Annotated in this window: 15 protein-coding genes; all 15 read right to left on the reverse strand. The window is 62.9% G+C overall.

What is annotated here, in order from left to right; translation table 11 throughout:
- Window positions 1-7: 7 nt before the first annotated feature.
- Window positions 8-790, reverse strand: coding sequence for a lipid asymmetry maintenance ABC transporter permease subunit MlaE (mlaE, locus tag HTY51_RS13560; protein ID WP_174253216.1), 783 nt, complete (start codon window positions 788-790; stop codon window positions 8-10).
- Entirely contained in the window at window positions 787-1,602 is an 816-nt protein-coding gene (locus HTY51_RS13565; protein WP_174253217.1) for an ABC transporter ATP-binding protein, read from the reverse strand. The genes mlaE and HTY51_RS13565 overlap by 4 nt, the downstream gene beginning before the upstream one ends.
- 184 nt (window positions 1,603-1,786) lie before the next feature.
- The gene (locus HTY51_RS13570) at window positions 1,787-3,253 is read right to left on the reverse strand and encodes a glutamate synthase subunit beta (protein ID WP_174253218.1); all 1,467 of its coding nucleotides are present in this window, start codon (window positions 3,251-3,253) and stop codon (window positions 1,787-1,789) included.
- A 23-nt stretch (window positions 3,254-3,276) separates the two neighbouring features.
- Window positions 3,277-7,998 (reverse strand): glutamate synthase-related protein, encoded by a 4,722-nt coding sequence (locus HTY51_RS13575; RefSeq protein WP_174253219.1) that lies wholly within the window; start codon window positions 7,996-7,998, stop codon window positions 3,277-3,279.
- A gap of 176 nt (window positions 7,999-8,174) precedes the next feature.
- On the reverse strand, window positions 8,175-8,873 hold the full coding sequence (locus tag HTY51_RS13580) for a transposase (RefSeq protein WP_174253220.1): 699 nt from the start codon (window positions 8,871-8,873) through the stop codon (window positions 8,175-8,177).
- A gap of 49 nt (window positions 8,874-8,922) precedes the next feature.
- On the reverse strand, window positions 8,923-9,381 hold the full coding sequence (locus HTY51_RS13585) for a hypothetical protein (protein WP_174253221.1): 459 nt from the start codon (window positions 9,379-9,381) through the stop codon (window positions 8,923-8,925).
- A gap of 46 nt (window positions 9,382-9,427) precedes the next feature.
- Window positions 9,428-10,366 carry an SAM-dependent methyltransferase gene (locus HTY51_RS13590; RefSeq protein ID WP_174253222.1) on the reverse strand — a complete coding sequence of 313 codons (939 nt, stop codon included), beginning with the start codon at window positions 10,364-10,366 and terminating at the stop codon, window positions 9,428-9,430.
- The gene (locus HTY51_RS13595; RefSeq protein WP_371733837.1) at window positions 10,363-10,980 is read right to left on the reverse strand and encodes a DUF1415 domain-containing protein; all 618 of its coding nucleotides are present in this window, start codon (window positions 10,978-10,980) and stop codon (window positions 10,363-10,365) included. Before HTY51_RS13595 ends, HTY51_RS13590 begins: the two co-directional genes overlap by 4 nt.
- Window positions 10,977-12,197 (reverse strand): CynX/NimT family MFS transporter, encoded by a 1,221-nt coding sequence (locus tag HTY51_RS13600; protein WP_174253223.1) that lies wholly within the window; start codon window positions 12,195-12,197, stop codon window positions 10,977-10,979. Before HTY51_RS13600 ends, HTY51_RS13595 begins: the two co-directional genes overlap by 4 nt.
- Window positions 12,194-13,360 (reverse strand): deoxyguanosinetriphosphate triphosphohydrolase, encoded by a 1,167-nt coding sequence (locus HTY51_RS13605; RefSeq protein ID WP_254606887.1) that lies wholly within the window; start codon window positions 13,358-13,360, stop codon window positions 12,194-12,196. Before HTY51_RS13605 ends, HTY51_RS13600 begins: the two co-directional genes overlap by 4 nt.
- Window positions 13,338-14,441 (reverse strand): 3-dehydroquinate synthase, encoded by a 1,104-nt coding sequence (gene aroB / locus HTY51_RS13610; RefSeq protein ID WP_254606888.1) that lies wholly within the window; start codon window positions 14,439-14,441, stop codon window positions 13,338-13,340. The genes HTY51_RS13605 and aroB overlap by 23 nt, the downstream gene beginning before the upstream one ends.
- Before the next feature lie 80 nt (window positions 14,442-14,521).
- Window positions 14,522-15,046: a shikimate kinase gene (locus HTY51_RS13615; protein ID WP_174253225.1), complete on the reverse strand. Its 525-nt coding sequence runs from the start codon at window positions 15,044-15,046 to the stop codon at window positions 14,522-14,524.
- Between the two features lie 22 nt (window positions 15,047-15,068).
- Entirely contained in the window at window positions 15,069-17,201 is a 2,133-nt protein-coding gene (gene pilQ / locus HTY51_RS13620) for a type IV pilus secretin PilQ (RefSeq protein WP_174253226.1), read from the reverse strand.
- Entirely contained in the window at window positions 17,198-17,743 is a 546-nt protein-coding gene (locus tag HTY51_RS13625; RefSeq protein WP_174253227.1) for a pilus assembly protein PilP, read from the reverse strand. The genes pilQ and HTY51_RS13625 overlap by 4 nt, the downstream gene beginning before the upstream one ends.
- Window positions 17,740-18,414: a type 4a pilus biogenesis protein PilO gene (locus HTY51_RS13630; RefSeq protein ID WP_174253228.1), complete on the reverse strand. Its 675-nt coding sequence runs from the start codon at window positions 18,412-18,414 to the stop codon at window positions 17,740-17,742. The genes HTY51_RS13625 and HTY51_RS13630 overlap by 4 nt, the downstream gene beginning before the upstream one ends.
- Window positions 18,415-18,418: the final 4 nt, after the last annotated feature.

Consider the following 18,418-nt stretch of genomic DNA (forward strand, 5'->3'; position numbering starts at 1 on the left):
ACTCTCCTCAAATCGTAAACATCATGGCGGTCAGGATGAAATCCAGACCCAGAACTGCCAGCGAGGCCATCACCACCGTCCGCGTGGTGGCACTCGCTACCCCTTCAGGCGTGGCCTGCGCCTCATAACCTTGCAGCAAGGCGACAAAGGTGACCGTGAAACCGAACACGATGCTCTTGACGACACCGTTGCCCACGTCCTGCCAGACATCCACACCACCCTGCATCTGGCTCCAGAAAGCGCCGGGGTCGATGCCGATCATGACCACGCCGACCAGCCAGCCCCCCATCACACCCACTGCGCTGAAGACGGCAGCCAGCAGGGGCATGGCGATCACGCCCCCCCAGAATCGCGGCGCCAGAATGCGGCGGATCGGATCCACCGCCATCATCTCCATGGCGCTCAGTTGCTCACCGGCCTTCATCAGGCCGATCTCGGCCGTCAGCGACGTGCCGGCCCGCCCGGCAAACAGCAGGGCGGCCACCACGGGGCCGAGTTCACGCACCAGGCTCAGCGCCACCATCTGGCCCAGGGCCTCGTCCGAGCCGAAGTCCACAAGGATGTAATAACCCTGCAGGCCCAGCACGAAACCGACGAACAGGCCCGAGACCACGATGATGGCCAGCGAGTGGTTGCCCAGCAGGTGCACCTGGTCACGCACCAGGCTGAAACGCTTAAAGGTGGGGCCCGCCAGCTGCAGCAGACGCAGGAAAAGCCGAGCGGCGTAACCCATGTCACCCAGCTTGCGGCGCACGGCATACCCCACGTCCGATGGTCGCCACCAGCTCATGCGGCCTCCCCGCCAAAATCCTGCTGTACCGTCGGGCCCGGGTAGTGGAAATGCACCGGCCCTTCGGCCCGGGCCTGCACGAACTGCTGTACCAACGGATCGGTGGATCGCTTCACCTCATCGGGCGTGCCCTGGGCTGCAATGCCGCCATTGGCCAGGATCACCACCTTGTCGGCAATCTGGAAGGTTTCCTCCAGATCGTGCGAGACGACGATGCTGGTGATGCCCAGGCTGTCGTTGAGCCGGCGGATGAGCTGGGCCGCCGTCCCCAGGGAGATTGGGTCCAGGCCGGCGAAGGGCTCGTCGTACATCACCAGCTCGGGGTCCAGCACGATGGCGCGTGCCAGCGCGACGCGCCGTGCCATGCCGCCGGACACCTCGCTGGGCATCAGGTCACGCGCACCGCGCAGACCGACGGCATTGAGCTTCATCAGCACGACATCACGCAGCAGCTCTTCGGTCAGATCGGTATGTTCACGCAGCGGAAAGGCGACGTTCTCCAGGACGCTGAGGTCGGCAAACAAGGCGCCGAACTGGAACAGCATGCCCATGCGACGTCGCGCCACGTAGAGCTGCTGCGGATCCATGCGCGTCACGTCCTCACCATCGAACAGCACCTCGCCCTCCTGGGCGCGGTTCTGCCCACCGATCAGGCGCAGGACGGTGGTCTTGCCGCCACCGGAGGCGCCCATCAGGGCGGTGACCTTGCCACGCGGAACGCTCAGGCTGACCTTGTCCAGAATGACACGGTCACTGTAGCCAAAGGTGACGTTACGCAGCTCGACCAGGGAGGTATCTGATGATGCAGCCATAAAAATGCAAAAGCCGGCTTGTTCCGGCTCTTGCATCATACGGCAAAGTACTGTGTCAGCGCGCCAGGGTGCTGGCCCCCATGAGGAATTCGTCAAGCGCACGCGCAGCCCGGCGACCCTCGCGCATGGCGAGCGAACAGCCCGCCATTCCTGTTGCGCCCATCGGGCGATTCGTGAAGGCCGCCTAGCGCGGAAGGCTGCTGCTACCCATCAGAAACTCATCGACGGCCCGGGCAGCCTGGCGGCCTTCCCGAATCGCCCAGACGACCAGGCTCTGGCCGCGGCGAATATCGCCGGCGGCAAAGACCTTGGGGGCGCTGGTGACATAACCACCCTGGAAGTCCGTGCTGGCCTTGGCGTTGCCACGGCCGTCCTTGCTCACGCCGAAAGCGTCCAGGACGGTCGCCACCGGGCTCACGAAACCCATGGCCAGCAGCACGAGGTCGGCCTTGTATTCCTTCTCGGTGCCGGGAATCTCGACGAACTTGCCGTCCTTGAACTCGACGTGCACGGTCTTCAGGCCCGTGACCTTGCCGTTCTTGCCGATGAATTCCTTGGTCGAGACGGCGAACTCGCGCGCGCAACCCTCTTCGTGGCTGGAACTGGTGCGCAGCTTGAGCGGCCAGTAGGGCCAGACCAGGGGCTTGTTCTCCTGCTCGGGCGGCTGCGGCATCACTTCGAACTGGGTCACACTGGCCGCGCCATGGCGGTTGCTGGTACCCACGCAGTCGGAGCCGGTGTCACCGCCGCCGATCACGATGACGTGTTTGCCCGTGGCCATGATCTGGTCCTTGACCTTGCCGCCAGCGTTGACACGGTTCTGCATGGGCAGGAACTCCATGGCGAAATGGATGCCATCGAGGTCACGTCCCGGCACCGGCAGATCGCGCGACTGCTCGGCACCGCCAGCCAACACGACGGCGTCGAAGTCCTTCTGCAGTTGTGCCGGGCTGACGGTTTCCTTGGCCCAGTTGGTCACCTTGGAATCCTTGGGCAGTTCGCCGACCATGACATTGGTCTTGAACACCACACCCTCGGCTTCCATCTGCTTCACCCGGCGGTCGATATGTGACTTGTCGAACTTGAAGTCCGGGATTCCGAAGCGCAGCAGGCCACCGATGGTGTCGTTCTTCTCGAACACGGTCACGGCGTGGCCGGCACGTGCCAGCTGTTGGGCCGCGGCCATGCCGGCCGGGCCGGAACCCACCACGGCAACCTTCTTGCCGGTCTTCACGGCGGCCGGCTGCGGCTTGACCCAACCCTGCGCCCAGGCCTTGTCGATGATGGCGTGCTCGATCGACTTGATGCCCACGGCATCGTTGTTGATGTTGAGCGTGCAAGCTGCCTCGCAAGGCGCCGGGCAGACACGGCCGGTGAAATCCGGGAAGTTGTTGGTCGAGTGCAGCACCTCGATCGCGTTCTTCCAGTCGCCCTGGTAAACCAAGTCGTTGAAGTCCGGGATGATGTTGTTGACGGGGCAACCACTGTTGCAGAAGGGCGTGCCGCAGTCCATGCAGCGCGCACCCTGCACCTTGGCCTGCTCATCGCTGAGGCCGATCACGAATTCCTTGTAGGTCTTGACGCGCTTCGCCACGGGCTCGTAGCCCTCCTCGATGCGCTCGTACTCCATGAAGCCAGTGACTTTTCCCATGATTCTTTCCTTCGTCCTTCTTCTTACTTGGCCGCAGCGGCTTCTTTCTTGGCCGCCGCCTTGGCCGGAGCAGCGTCAACCTTCCTGGCGTTGATCTCGCCCAGCGCGCGCTTGTACTCGTTGGGGAACACCTTGACGAACTTGGCGCGAGCCTCGCTCCAGTGGTCCAGCAGCTCGCGCGCACGCTTGCTGCCAGTCCAGCGGTGGTGGTCTTCCAGCAGCTTCTTGAGCTGGGCCTCGTCGGTCTGGTCACGGTGCCAGATGGCGCGCGGCACGCTCTTCTCCTGCTCGGCTGCGGGCAACACCTTGTCCAGCGAGACCATGGCGGTGTTGCAGCGCGCGGCAAACTGACCGTCTTCGTCGTAGACATAGGCCAGGCCACCGCTCATGCCGGCGGCGAAGTTGCGGCCGGTCTTGCCCAGCACGGCCACCGTACCGCCCGTCATGTACTCGCAGCCATGGTCACCCGTGCCTTCAACGACAGCATTGGCGCCCGACAGGCGTACGGCGAAACGTTCGCCGGCCACGCCGCTGAAGAAAGCCTCGCCGCTGGTGGCGCCGTACATCACCGTGTTGCCGACGATGATGTTGCGGGTGGATTCACCGCGGAAATCGATGCTCGGGCGCACCACGATGCGGCCGCCCGACAGACCCTTGCCGGTGTAGTCGTTGGCGTCACCGATCAGGTACAGCGTGATGCCGCGCGCCAGGAAAGCACCGAAGGACTGTCCACCCGTGCCTTCGAGCTGGATACGCAGGGTGTCGTCGGTCAGCCCTTCCGGGTGCACCTTGGTCAGTGCGCCCGAGAGCATGGCGCCCACCGAACGGTTGACGTTGCGCACCACCTCCATGAACTGGACCTTCTCGCCCTTGTCGATGGCGGCCCGGGATTTCTCGATCAGCACACGGTCCAGGCTCTTCTCCAGGCCGTGCTCCTGCTCGGCCACATGGAAAACAGGCACGCCGGCGGGCACGATGGGCATCGCGAACAGGCGGCTGAAGTCCAGGCCACGGGCCTTCCAGTGCTCCAGGCCTTTGCGCACGTCGAGCAGGTCGGCGCGGCCGATCATGTCGTCGAACTTGCGGATGCCCAGCTGGGCCATGATCTGGCGCACTTCCTCGGCGATGAAGAAGAAAAAGTTCACCACATGCTCGGGCTTGCCCGAGAACTTCTTGCGCAGCACCGGGTCTTGCGTGGCCACACCCACCGGGCAGGTGTTCAGGTGGCACTTGCGCATCATGATGCAGCCCTCGACCACCAGCGGTGCGGTGGCGAAACCGAATTCGTCGGCCCCCAGCAGGGCGCCGATGGCGACGTCACGGCCGGTTTTCATCTGGCCGTCGGCCTGCACGCGGATGCGACCGCGCAGGCGGTTGAGCACCAGGGTCTGCTGGGTCTCGGCCAGGCCGATCTCCCACGGGCTGCCGGCGTGCTTGATGGACGACCAGGGCGAGGCGCCGGTGCCGCCGTCATGGCCGGCGATCACGACGTGATCACTCTTGCACTTGGCCACACCCGCGGCAATGGTGCCGACACCGATCTCCGACACCAGCTTGACGCTGATACTGGCGTGCGGCGCCACGTTCTTCAGGTCGTGGATCAGCTGGGCCAGATCCTCGATCGAGTAGATATCGTGGTGCGGCGGCGGCGAGATCAGGCCCACGCCCGGCACGGAGTAACGCAGCTTACCGATGTAGTCGGACACCTTGCCGCCCGGCAGCTGGCCGCCTTCGCCCGGCTTCGCGCCCTGGGCCATCTTGATCTGGATCTGGTCCGAACTCGACAGGTATTCAGCGGTGACGCCAAAACGGCCCGAGGCCACCTGCTTGATCTTGGAGCGCAGCGAATCGCCGTCCTGCAAGGGCAGGTCGACTTCCACCTGGGCATCGCCGATCACGCTCTTGAGCGTTTCGCCCTTCTTGATCGGGATGCCCTTGAGCTCCTGGCGGTAACGTGCCGGGTCTTCGCCACCCTCGCCGGTGTTGCTCTTGCCGCCGATGCGGTTCATGGCCACGGCCAGCGTCGCGTGCGCCTCGGTCGAGATCGATCCCAGCGACATGGCGCCGGTGGCAAAACGCTTGACGATCTCGCTGGCCGGCTCGACCTCCTCGACCGGAATGGCCTTGGCCGGATCCAGCTTGAACTCGAACAGGCCGCGCAGCGTCATGTGCCGCTTGCTCTGGTCATTGATGATCTGCGCGTATTCCTTGTAGGTGCTGAAGCTGTTGGCACGCGTGCTGTGCTGCAGCTTGGCAATGGCGTCGGGTGTCCACATGTGCTCTTCGCCACGCGCGCGCCAGGCGTATTCGCCGCCGGTGTCCAGCATGGTGGCCAGCACCGGGTCATTGCCGTAGGCGGCCTTGTGCATGCGGATGGCTTCCTCGGCCATCTCGAACACGCCGATGCCACCCACGCGGCTGGGGGTACCGGTGAAATACTTCTCGATGGTTTCGTCGTTGACACCGATGGCTTCAAACAGCTGGGCGCCGCAGTAGCTCATGTAGGTCGATACGCCCATCTTGGACATGATCTTGGACAGGCCCTTGCCAATCGCCTTGATGTAGTTGTAGATGGCCTTGTCGGCACTCAGGTCGCCCGGCAGGTCCTGGTGCATGGCGGCCAGGGTTTCCATGGCCAGATAGGGGTGGACCGCCTCGGCACCATATCCCGCCAGCACGGCGAAGTGATGCACTTCACGTGCGGTCCCGGTTTCGACCACCAGGCCGGCCGAGGTACGCAGACCTTCGCGGACCAGGTGCTGGTGGATGGCCGACAGGGCCAGCAGCGCAGGAATGGCCACCTGGGTGGCACTCACGGCGCGGTCGCTGATGATGAGGATGTTCTTGCCGCCCTTGATCGCGTCCACCGCTTCGGCGCACAGCGAAGCCAGTTTGGCCTCCACGCCCTCACGGCCCCAGACCAGCGGATAGGTGATGTCCAGCGTGGCGCTGCGGAACTTGCCCTGGGTCGTGGCCTCGATGTTGCGCAGCTTGGCCATGTCCGAGAAGTCCAGGATGGGCTGGCTCACCTCGAGACGCATGGGCGGGTTGACCTGGTTGATGTCCAGCAGGTTGGGTTTGGGGCCGATGAAGGACACCAGCGACATCACGATGGCTTCGCGGATCGGGTCGATCGGCGGGTTGGTCACCTGGGCGAACAGCTGCTTGAAGTAGTTGTACAACGGCTTGTTCTTGTCCGACAGCACGGCCAGCGGGCTATCGTTGCCCATGGAGCCGATGCCCTCCTCGCCATTCACGGCCATCGGGGCCATCAGGAACTTGATGTCTTCCTGTGTCATGCCGAAGGCCTGCTGGCGGTCCAGCAGGCTGGCGGCTTCGGCCTTGGGCAGTTCGGCAGCGCCGGTCTCGACGTCGTCGAGCTTGATGCGCAGGTTCTCGATCCACTGCTTGTACGGCTTGCTGTTGGCGAGGCTGGCCTTGAGCTCCTCGTCGTCAATCATGCGGCCCTGCTCCAGGTCGATCAGGAACATCTTGCCAGGCTGCAGGCGCCACTTGCGCACGATCTTGTTCTCGGGCACCGGCAGCACGCCGGACTCGGAACCCATGATCACGAGGTCGTCATCGGTGATGCAGTAGCGCGAAGGGCGCAGGCCGTTGCGGTCCAGCGTGGCGCCGATCTGGCGGCCATCGGTGAACACGATGGAGGCCGGGCCGTCCCAGGGCTCCAGCATGGCGGCGTGGTACTCGTAGAAGGCCTTGCGGCGCTCATCCATGGTGGTGTGCTGCTCCCAGGGCTCGGGGATCATCATCATCACGGCCTGGCTGATCGGGTAGCCGGCCATGGTCAGCAGTTCCAGGCAGTTGTCGAAGGTGGCCGTGTCGGACTGGCCGGCGAAGCTGATCGGGTAGAGCTTCTGCAGGTCGTTGCCCAGCACGGGCGAGGACATCACGCCTTCGCGCGCCTTCATCCAGTTGTAGTTGCCCTTGACCGTGTTGATCTCGCCGTTGTGGGCGACATAACGGTAGGGATGGGCCAGCGGCCACTCCGGGAAGGTGTTGGTGGAGAAGCGCTGGTGCACCAGGCCCAGGGCGGAGACGCAACGCTTGTCCTGCAGGTCATGATAGTAAGTGCCAACCTGATCCGCCAGCAGCAGGCCCTTGTAGACCACGGTGCGGCTGGACATGCTCGGAACGTAGTATTCCTTGCTGTGCTTGAGCTGCAGGTTCTGGATGGCGGCGCTGGCCGTCTTGCGGATCACGAACAGCTTGCGCTCCAGCGCATCCTGCACGATCACGTCGCTGCCACGGCCGATAAAGATCTGCCGCAACACCGGCTCTTTCTCGCGCACGGTGGGCGACATGGGCATGTCGCGGTTGACCGGCACGTCGCGCCAGCCCAGCAGCACCTGGCCTTCGGCCTTGATCGCGCGCTCCATCTCCTGTTCGCAGGCCAGACGCGAGGCATGCTCCTTGGGCAGGAAAATCATGCCCACGCCGTACTCACCGGGCGGCGGCAGGGTCACACCCTGCTTGGCCATTTCCTCGCGGTAGAGGGTGTCGGGCAGCTGGATCAGGATGCCGGCGCCGTCGCCCATCAGCTTGTCCGCCCCCACCGCACCGCGGTGGTCCAGGTTTTCGAGGATCTTGAGTGCGCCCTGGACGATGTCGTGGCTCTTGTGGCCCTTGATATGGGCCACGAAACCCACGCCACAGGCGTCGTGTTCGTTGGCGCTCGAATACAAACCGTTTTCTTGGAGATGCTTAATCTCGGCAGCCGTGGTCATGGCGCACTCCTAAATATTTCGCAGGGGTCGTAAGCATAGTGCAGCGCAACAATATTTCCAAGAAAAATAATAGGGGTCAGATTCTTATTATTTTTTGAATTTTTAACTCACCAGATAATTAGGGACAGATAATAAAGACTAGCGAGAAGCTGTGACAGGCCTTCCACCTCCGGCACTCAAACCGCGGCCGATTTGGAAACTGGCCGCCCCGCACGGGATTTGCTGAGTCGGCGCGGTGTTTTTTTCTGAAGTTCCTCCACGAAGGCCGGACTGCCAAGCGCCCAACCCTTGAGCACGGATTCGGTCAAGGCCTGCTGCTGGGACAAAGACAGCCCTTCCTGCACCAGGCGCGTGTAAGCCGCCTCCCGAGCAAAGGGGGTATTGCCCAAACCCCAATACAGCGGATGTGGCGTGACCAGACGATCACCTCGCAAGCCGGCGTAATGGGCGTGGCTGGACCAGGGATAGTCGCGCGCCTGCCCCACCAGCCCGGCGCGCACCGGATTGAGATCGATGTAGGTCATGCAAGCCAGCAGATAGGTCTCGGCCTCGATCAGCGTGGATTTATAGCGACCTTCCCAGAGCGTGCCCGTACGGCCGTGGCGGTCGTTGAAGTAGCGCACATAACGGCGTCCGATGGCCTGCATCAGGCGGGACAGGCCGTCTGCCGTCCGGGGCGTCAGCAGCAGATGAAAATGGTTGTCCATCAGCACATAGGCGTGGACGGCGACCTCACACAGCTGCGCATGGGACTCCAGCAAGTCCAGCATCTGAAGCCGGTCCTGATCCGACAGAAAGATGGCCTGCCCGTTGTTGCCCCGCTGGACAACGTGGTGCGGATAGGCGGCGATGCTGAGTCGGGAGAGACGGGCCATGATGCTGCGACGTGGTGATCGCAGCATCATAGATTGCATCTGGCCCCGATTACTGCTTGGGCGCCTTGGTGACGCGCACCTTGCCGCTGGTGGTGATCAGTATCACCGGGTCGCCTGGCTGAAAGACCTCGGTGCCCTTGGCCTGCACGATGGCACGCCGCTCGCCGTTCTTGAGTTGCACCAGGATTTCATAAGCTTCTTCCCGGGTGCCTGCCCGCTCGATCACGTTGCCCGCCACGGCACCGGCCGTGGCCCCCAGGATGCCGATGATCTGCGCCTCGCGCTGGCTGCCCCCGGCGCCATAACCGGCGATGCCGCCCACCGCACCACCGGCGGCCGCACCCACACCTGACTGGCTGCCCTCGACCGTCACGGTACGCACGGAAAGCACCACCGCGTCGACCACGCTCGACAGGCGCTGGGCGTCACCGCGCTGGATGACGTCCGGGCTGCTGCTGGCGCAACCTGCCAGCGCCAGCACGAAACCCCACATCCAAAGCTTGTTCATGATTCCATCCTCAATAAAATTGCATGCCTGCACCGTCCGGCCATCTTCAGACAACGCCGGCGGACACTGGCGGTTGACCCTCAGGCAAACGGAAGCGGCTTTGCAGCAGGTCCGTCAATCCGAATTCCTCCAGTATCGCCCGCAGGCGCTGGGCCGCGGCACGCTTGCGCTGCCCGGTGTAGCGCGCAATGATGAGTTCGTTCTTGAGACTGTGTTCCCAGCCCACGAGTTCCGTCACGCTCACCTGGTAGCCCATGGCTTCCAGGTAAAGGCAGCGCAGCACATTGGTGATCTGGCTGCCCAGTTCCCGGGTGTGCAGGGGATGCCGCCACAACTCGGCCAGCGGGGTACGCGACAGGGACAAGGCCTTGCCCGAGTTCAGGGCGCGTGCGACCTCGGCCTGGCAGCAGGGCACGAGCACCATGTAGCGGGCCTGCTTCTGGAGGCCGAAGGCGATGGCGTCATCGGTGGCCGTGTCACAGGCGTGCAAGGCGGTCACGATATCGATGCGCTCGGGCAAGTCACCGGCCTGCATGGACTCGGCCACGCTGAGGTTGAGAAAGGACATGCGCGTAAAACCCAGCCGCGCGGCCAGTTCACGCGACTTCTGCACCAGTTCAGCCCGGGTCTCGATGCCGTAGACATGCCCGCTGGGGTTCTGCCTGAAGAACAGGTCGTAGATGATGAAACCCAGATAGGACTTGCCGGCACCATGGTCGGCCAGGGTGATCCCGGCCTGCTGCGCACCACCGTCCTTGCACTGTGCCGACAGGTCCTGCAACAGCTCCTCGATGAAATGGAAGAGGTGGTAGACCTGCTTGAGCTTGCGCCGGGAATCCTGGTTGAGCTTGCCCTCGCGCGTCAGGATGTGCAGCTCCTTGAGCAATTCGATGGACTGACCGGGCCGGATTTCTGGTGCCAGCGGTTGAGCCTGCCCATCTTGTGCCGGTGCGGGCTTACGCCCTTTGTGCTGTTCGTGTTTCACGCCTTATCCCCGTTTTCATTTTCGGGCCCGGCGTCATGGGCGTGGCGACGAATCCCCAGCGCATCCCAGCCGTCGGGGCCCAGTTGTTCCAGCACCTGCATGTTTTTCTCATAGATGGTCTCCGCCTCGGGAAAAGCCTCCACAGCACGGTCTATGCTTGCCTCGCGCAGGAGGTGCAGGGCTGGATAGGGTGCGCGATTGGTGCAGTTGGTGATGTCATCCACCTCCGTGCCGGCAAACTGGAATTGCGGATGGAAGCTGGCAATCTGCAGTTCACCCTGCAAGCCCAGATCAGCCAGCACCGTGTCGGCCTGCGCCAGAAAATCATTGAACTCGATGAATTCATCGAAACACAGGGGCAATACCAGCACCGTGGTATCCCGCTGCGCGGGCTCACTGGCCTGCAGATCCTGCAGCTCACGCTGCAAGTCACGTCGCACATCCTCCACCTCGCGGGCGAGACTCACGACCCAGTGGATCTGCCCCTTGACATGTACGCTCTTGGCAAAAGGACACAGGTTGAGCCCGATCACGGCACGCTCCAGCCAGACCTGCATGTCGTGCTGGACGGTTTCGGCGAAACCGGGGGGAATCCCGCGTTGCAACGCCGTCATGCCCGCCCCCTGTAGGAGCCGAGGCGCCAGGCCAGCAGCAGTCCGATGCCCGAACAGGCTCCAGTCACGGCCCAGGTCCAGTGCCAGCCCCCCGCGCCACTGGCCACCCAGGCCACCAGCGGCGGTCCGGCGAACTGGCCGAAGGACGCCCACTGCTGCATCCATCCGACCGTGGTGGAAACCGTACCCTCACCGGGAGCCAGGCGCACTGCCAATGAGAACAGCGTCCCGGGGATCACCCCCCCCACCATGGAAAACAACAGCACGGCGACGAAGCGCGCCGTCGCCGACAAGCCTTCACCCCCCGCAGCAAGTGGCCAGACGAAGAACGCCATCAGGGTCCCCAAACCCATGACCGCAAAACCCGTGTACAGCAGCTGTTGCGCACGCACGCCACGCCCGAGCAGGCGCCCTGAAACGATATTGCCCACCATGTTGCCGGCTGCGACCAGCGCGGTCAACACGGCACTGACGCCCCCGGCAACGCCGGCCTGGGCGTAGATGGTGGGTAAAAAACCGATCACCGCCAGCCACTGGCCCGAGTACACGGCAAAGCTGATGGCCACCAGCCAGGGACCGGGCGCACTGAGGGTCTGGCGCAGGCGAGCGATCCAGCCACCTTGCGGCGAGCCGATGCCCGAAGCCGACGGGACATGCCGCGTGTCCGGAGGAACCACCCGCCAGACCCACCAGGCCATGACCAGTGTCACCGCGCCCAGCCCCCACCACCAGGACTCCCAGCCCCACAGCGATATCACCAGGGGACCGCACAGCAAGGCCGTTGCCGTGCCCAGTGGCATATAAGCCCCCCAGAGCCCCAGCATGGCGCTCATGCGCCTGGGCTCCACCAGATGTCGGATCAGGCTGGGTGCCGGCATGGAAACGAGCAGGAATCCCAGGCCTTCCACCGCACGCAGGCCCAGCAGCATGTGGGCTTCCCGGGCCCAGCCGCCCAGCCAGGAAGCCAACGACAGCAGCAAGAGCCCAACAAGCATGCTGCGCCTGAGCCCCAGACCATCGGCCGCCAGTCCGACCGCCAGCCCCAGCAGCATCCCGGCCAGCTGGACCAGGGACAGGAGGAAACCTGCCTGCAGCAGGGTCACGCCCAGCGCCTGCTCCAGGACCGGCAGTGCCGGCGAAAGCTTGCCCACGTGCAGGGCGGCGGCCACGCCGGCGGCAATGACCACATAGGCCGGATGAACACCCTGGCGTTTCATGCCCACAAGCTCTTGCCGGTCAGCCGCTCATGCTCGCGGCCCGCAAACCGGTCGGTCATGCCGGCAATGTAGTCCGCAATCACGCGCAGCACGGCGCTCTCAGTATCTTCACGGGCCTGTGCTGCACGCGCAGCATGACCCGACTGCATCTCATGGGGCGCCTGCCGATAACAGTCGAAAAGCTCCTGGATCACCTGGCGCGCCTGGCCGGTGGTCTGCATCACCTTCGGGTGGCGGTAAAGATTCTGGAACAGGAATTTCTTGAGCACGATGGAACGCTCGCGCATCCCGGTGCTGAAAGTCACCAGCGAAGGCAGCAGGCGCACGGCATCCGGGCTCGCCGGCCGGGCCCGCTCCAGTCCATCGCGTGTCGCCTCGATCACGTCATAAACCTGGGCACTCAGCATCCGGCGTATGGTCTCGTAGAGCAGGCGGCGCCCGGCACCGGCCTCCTGGAGCTGCGGATACGCCTGAACGGCTTGCAGACGGTAGTCCTCGAAGAGGGCGACCGACCGGAGTTGCTCCAGCGTAATCAGCCCCGACCGCACGCCATCGTCGATGTCGTGGGCGTTGTAGGCGATTTCATCGGCCAGATTGCACAGCTGCGCTTCCAGACTGGGTTGGGTGCGCGCCAGGAAGCGCGCGCCCACACCGCCCGGCTCCATGGCTTCAAGCTCCTCCGCATGCACGCGAGAGCAGTGCTTCAGGATACCCTCGCGCGTTTCAAAGGTCAGGTTCAGTCCGTCGTAGGCCGGATAACGCTCTTCGAGCTGGTCCACCACGCGCAGGCTCTGCAGGTTGTGCTCGAAGCCACCGTGTCCAGCCATGCACTCGTTGAGCGCGTCCTGTCCGACATGGCCAAACGGCGTGTGCCCGAGATCATGCGCCAGCGCAATGGCTTCGACCAGATCCTCATTCAAGCCCAGCGAGCGGGCGATCGAGCGGCCCAGTTGCGCGACCTCCAGCGAATGCGTCAGACGGGTGCGGAACAGGTCGCCTTCGTGGTTCAGGAAAACCTGTGTCTTGTAAACCAGACGGCGAAAAGCGGTGGAGTGGACGATGCGGTCGCGATCACGCTGGTACTCGGTCCGTGTCGGCGCTGGCGCCTCAGGGTACCGCCTACCACGCGTGCGCTCCGGATCACAGGCGTAGGCAGCAAGCATCAATGACCTCGCGCACCAGCGCATCGGGTGCGCCATGTACGCCAGCCCGGCCCGGGGCCTCAATCACGACGAAGCGGATTTCACCGGCTTCGGCTTTCTTGTCCACACGCATGAGTTCCAGGTAGCGGCCGGCGTTGTCCTTCTCATCGAGCTGCGGCCCGGTCACCGGCAAGCCGGCACGCGCAATCAATTGCTTGAGGCGCTGCACAAAAGCCGCGTCGATCAGGCCCAGGCGTTCCGACAACGTGGCAGCCATGACCATGCCGCAGCCCACGGCCTCGCCATGCAGCCAGGCGCCATAACCCATGCCGGCCTCGATGGCATGCCCAAAGGTATGGCCAAAGTTGAGGATGGCCCGCAACCCGGCCTCGCGTTCATCCTGCCCCACGACTGCGGCCTTGATTTCGCAGCTGCGCCGCACGGCATGCCCCAAGGCGGATGGGTCCCGCGCCCGCAGTGCCTCCATGTTCTGTTCGAGCCAGCCCAGCAGAGCCATGTCTGCGATCGGCCCGTATTTGATGACCTCGGCCAGGCCCGCGCTGAGCTCACGATGCGGCAGGGTCTTCAGGGTGTCCAGATCGCAGATAACACGCAGCGGCTGGTAGAAGGCGCCAATCATGTTCTTGCCCTGCGGGTGGTTGATGGCCGTCTTCCCGCCTACCGACGAGTCAACCTGGGCCAGCAGCGTCGTCGGCACCTGAACAAAAGGCACACCTCGCATGTAACTCGCTGCTGCGTAGCCCGCCATGTCCCCGACCACGCCACCACCCAGGGCATACAACACGGTCTTGCGATCACAGGCATGCGCCAGCAGGGCATCGAAAATGAGGTTGAGGGTCTGCCAATCCTTGTGCGCCTCACCATCCGGCAACTCGACCACATGCACTTGACCATGCAGCGCTTGCAGGACCTTCTTGAGTTTTTCAACATAGAGCGGCGCCACCGTGCTGTTGCTGACAATCAGCGCCTGTGATGCCCGCGGCAAACCGGCATAACTTTCAGCCTGCGCCAGCAGGCCACTGCCGATAAGGATGGTATAGCTGCGCTCGCCCAGGTCGATCTGCACCTGCGGACTTGCCATCGCGGCTGATTCGGTACTTTGTGACATCCCTCAAGTTTAGGGCACCTGGCCGGGGCGATGCCTGGCTGGGCATTTAAAGCTCAGTCCTGCTGCGGCACAACACCGGCCAGTTCCAACTGCATGACGATCATGTTGACCAGGGTGGCCACGGATGGGCGTCCTATGTCGATGACAAAGTGCGCTGTTTCCCTGTAAAGAGGATCGCGCGTGGTATGCAGTTCCCGCAAGCGTTGCAAGGGGTCGCTGACCTGCAGCAGGGGGCGCTGGGTGTCGTGTCGCAGCCTGCGCATGAGCTCTTCCGGCGTCGACTTCAGGTACACCACCTTGCCGCGCTCGTGCAGGCGCTGCCGGTTCGTCGCCCGAAGCACAGCCCCGCCGCCGGTCGAGAGGACCCCGGGCTCCCGGGTCAATTCATCGAGAACTTGTTCCTCGACATCACGAAAGGCCTCTTCGCCCTCCCGCTCGAAGAACTCGCGGATGGGGCAGCCGATACGGCGCTCGAGTACTTGATCGGCATCCGCGTAAGGCAACTGCAGACGCCGCGCCAACTGGCGCCCTACGGTGGACTTGCCCGAGCCGGGCAATCCGATCAGACTGATGAACAAGCGACCGTCCTACCCCCGACCCTCAGCGCAGGGACGTGCGATCCGTCAGGGCCTTGGGGGTGATGAATACCAGCATCTCCCGCTTCTCGGAGCGCTTGACCTTGTTGCGGAACAGCACTCCCAGACCCGGCAAGTCACCGAAGAAGGGCACCTTAGCCGTATCTTCAGCCTCTGCTTGCGTGAAGATGCCGCCGATCACCACCGTACCGCCATTTTCGACCAACACCTGGGTCTTGACGTGCTTGGTGTCGATGGCAAAACCGGCCGGTGTGGACTGGCCCACCGTGTCCTTGTTGATGTCCAGTTCGAGGATCACATTGCCCTCAGGGGTGATCTGCGGCGTCACCTCCAGCATCAGGTTGGCCTTGCGGAAGGCAATCGATGTCGCGCCGCTGGCCGAAGCGATCTGGTATGGGAGCTCCGTGCCCTGCTCGATCACCGCCTTGACCTTGTCAGCCGTCACCACGCGGGGGCTGGATACCACTTTGCCCTTGCCATCTGCTTCCAGCGCAGAAATCTCAAGATTCAGGAAACGCGCTGCATTCTCACCGAAGATCGACACCGCAAAGGTCGATGCATTGAAGCCACCTTGACCGCCAGCAGGCAGGTTGACGAAAGTACCATTGGTCGTTCCGGCTGAAGCGGCATTGTAGGTGGGGCCGAAATCTACGCCCCGGCCCGACGTCGAGGTGATCTGGTCTATCCCCCCTCCCAATCGGACACCCAAGGACTTGCCAAAGGTATCAGATGCTTCCACGATCCGCGCCTCGATCAGCACCTGACGCACGGCTATGTCCAGTTTCGCGATCAGATCCTGCACCTGCTCCAGCTTGCTGCCGATATCGGTCACGAACAACTGATTGGTCCGCGGCTCGGCAATCGCACTGCCCCGGGGGCTGAGGATGCGAGCACTTACCACAGCCCCGGCGCCCGCGCCAACAGCCCCAGCGCCCGAGAGTTGACGCGCCACGTCCACTGCCTTGGCGTAGTTGAGCTGAAAGGACTGGGTGCGCACGGGCTCCAGGGTCTCGAGCGCAGCGTTGGCTTCACGCTCCAGTTTTTCCTTGGCCAGAATCTCGTCCTTGGGCGCAATCCAAAGCACATTGCCATTCTTGCGCAGGCCCAAGCCCTTGGATTGCAAAATGATGTCGAGCGCCTGATCCCAGGGCACATCCTGCAAGCGCAGGGTCACGTTACCAGCCACCGAGTCTGAGGTCACCACATTGAAGTTGGTGAAATCGGCAATGACCTGCAGCAGGGCCCGAATTTCAATATTCTGGAAATTCAGCGAGAGTTTCTGGCCGTTGTAGCCCGGTCCCTGAGTCAACTTGGCAGGGTCCACACGCAGCGACTTGACCTCCACCACAAACTGATCATCGCTTTGGTAGGCACTGTGCTCCCAGGCCCCCTTGGGCTCGATCACCATCCGCACACGGTCACCGACCTGGAAAGCGGTCACGGTCTGCACCGGCGTGCCGAAATCGGTCACATCGAGCTTGCGACGCAAGCCTTCCGGCAAACTGGATTTCATGAACTCGACCACCAGGGTCTGCCCACTCTGACGGATATCCACACCAACCTGGTTGTTCGGCAAGGCCACGACCACTCGTCCCGAACCGCTCACACCGCGACGGAAATCAAGGTCTTTGATTGGCAGGGTTTCGCGGCTCTTGCTTTCGGCAAACGTGGGGGCAGGTGCGGTGGGTGCCATGGTTGCCGCCACCGGGTCCAGTGTGAGCAGCAGCGATTTACCCTGTAGTTCCGCCTTGTAATTCGTAGCCTGGTTCAGATTCAGGACCACGCGGGTACGATCCCCGGCCGGGATGAGGTTGACCGAGCGCAGATTGCCCTGGTTGACTTCGATCGTCGAACGCCCCATGGCATTGCCCACACCAGGAATGTCCAGTGCGATCTTGGCGGGTGATTTGATAGAAAAACCGTTGGGTATGGCCGTCAGGGGTTGCGACAGATCGATCTTGACGACCTCAGCCCCACTTTGCAAGGAACCGGTCACCGCCTCGATGATCGGTTGGCTTGCAGGCGTCGCCGTCGTATTGGACGCCTGCGTTGCGGCTGTCTGTGCGAGCACAGAAACACCCCATACGGCCACGACCACGGCGCCAGCCCAGCGCGCCCACACAATCTGATTCTTCATTTGACTTTCTCCTGCAACTGCAGTGTGGCGGGACGCTCGATCCACTCGCCCACGGCGTCTTGCACAATTTCGCGCAAGATGACTTCTGTTTCGGTGATTTTGGTCACACGCCCATAGTTCATGCCCAGATAACTGCCCAGTCTGACCTGGTAAAGCAATCGATCAACCCGGATCAATGCCGCCGGTTGCCCTTCCTGGATCAGACTGCCGACCATGGACATGGTGTCCAGGGGAAAGGCTTCAAGGGCTTCCTTGCGGCGTGCCAGTTCCGGGGTGATCAGGGCGCTGGTGATGGTGGCAGGCTGGACCACGTCACGCTTCAGTGCCGATGTCAGCTTGTCCTGACTGAAAGGATCGACAGAGGCCGTATCGACGTAACTTTCGGGTTTGAACGGTTTGGGCTCGGAAATGGGGGCAACCTTGGGGCGCATCTGGTTACGCTGTTCCAGCATCCATGCACGCAACTCATCCTCACTGGATGCACCACAACCCGTCAGAACAAACACCGTCATCAGCAAAGGCAGATGCCTGATCAGATTCATTTCTTGCCCCCTGCAGGCTTGCGCTGCGCGGCAATTTCGTCTTTATCGAGGTAACGGAAGGTCTTGGCCGTTGCGTCCATGACCAGGGTACCCGCACCACGAGTGCTCCCCGGCACCACCGTCAGGTTGTTCAGCGTCACGATGCGCGACAGATGCGCGATATCGGAAGTGAAGGAAGCCATGTCATGGAAACGACCGGTTACCTTGATGGCAATCGGCAACTCGGCATAGTAGTCCCGGATCACCACCGAACCAGGCCTGAACAGGTCGAACTGCAAGCTGCGTCCCAGACCGGCCTGGTTGATATCGGACAGCAACGCATCCATTTCCGCCTTGCTGGGCAACTGCTTTTCCAGTTGCGTCACGTACTGCAGGACCTGCTCACGCTGTTTGCGAAGTGCATCCAGATTGATCGCCTTGGCCAGCTTGGTCCTGTATTCCTCGCGCAGCTTCACTTCCTTCTCGCGCGCCTGGGAGAGAATTTCGTCCTCGCCACTGAGCCAGACAAACCACAATACGACGACAACGAGAATCGCAAGTGCCAAGAAGAGCCCGTAGCGCGGCAGCGCCGGCCAGATCACGGGGTTGCGCGGATCCAGATTGCTGAACTGGGACTGCAGCGTTTCCTTGAGCTGCGCCAATTTCAAATTCAGAGATGATGTGCTTGCCATGTCG

It is taken from the genome of Rhodoferax sp. BAB1, from assembly GCF_013334205.1.
Lineage (GTDB): Bacteria > Pseudomonadota > Gammaproteobacteria > Burkholderiales > Burkholderiaceae_C > Hylemonella.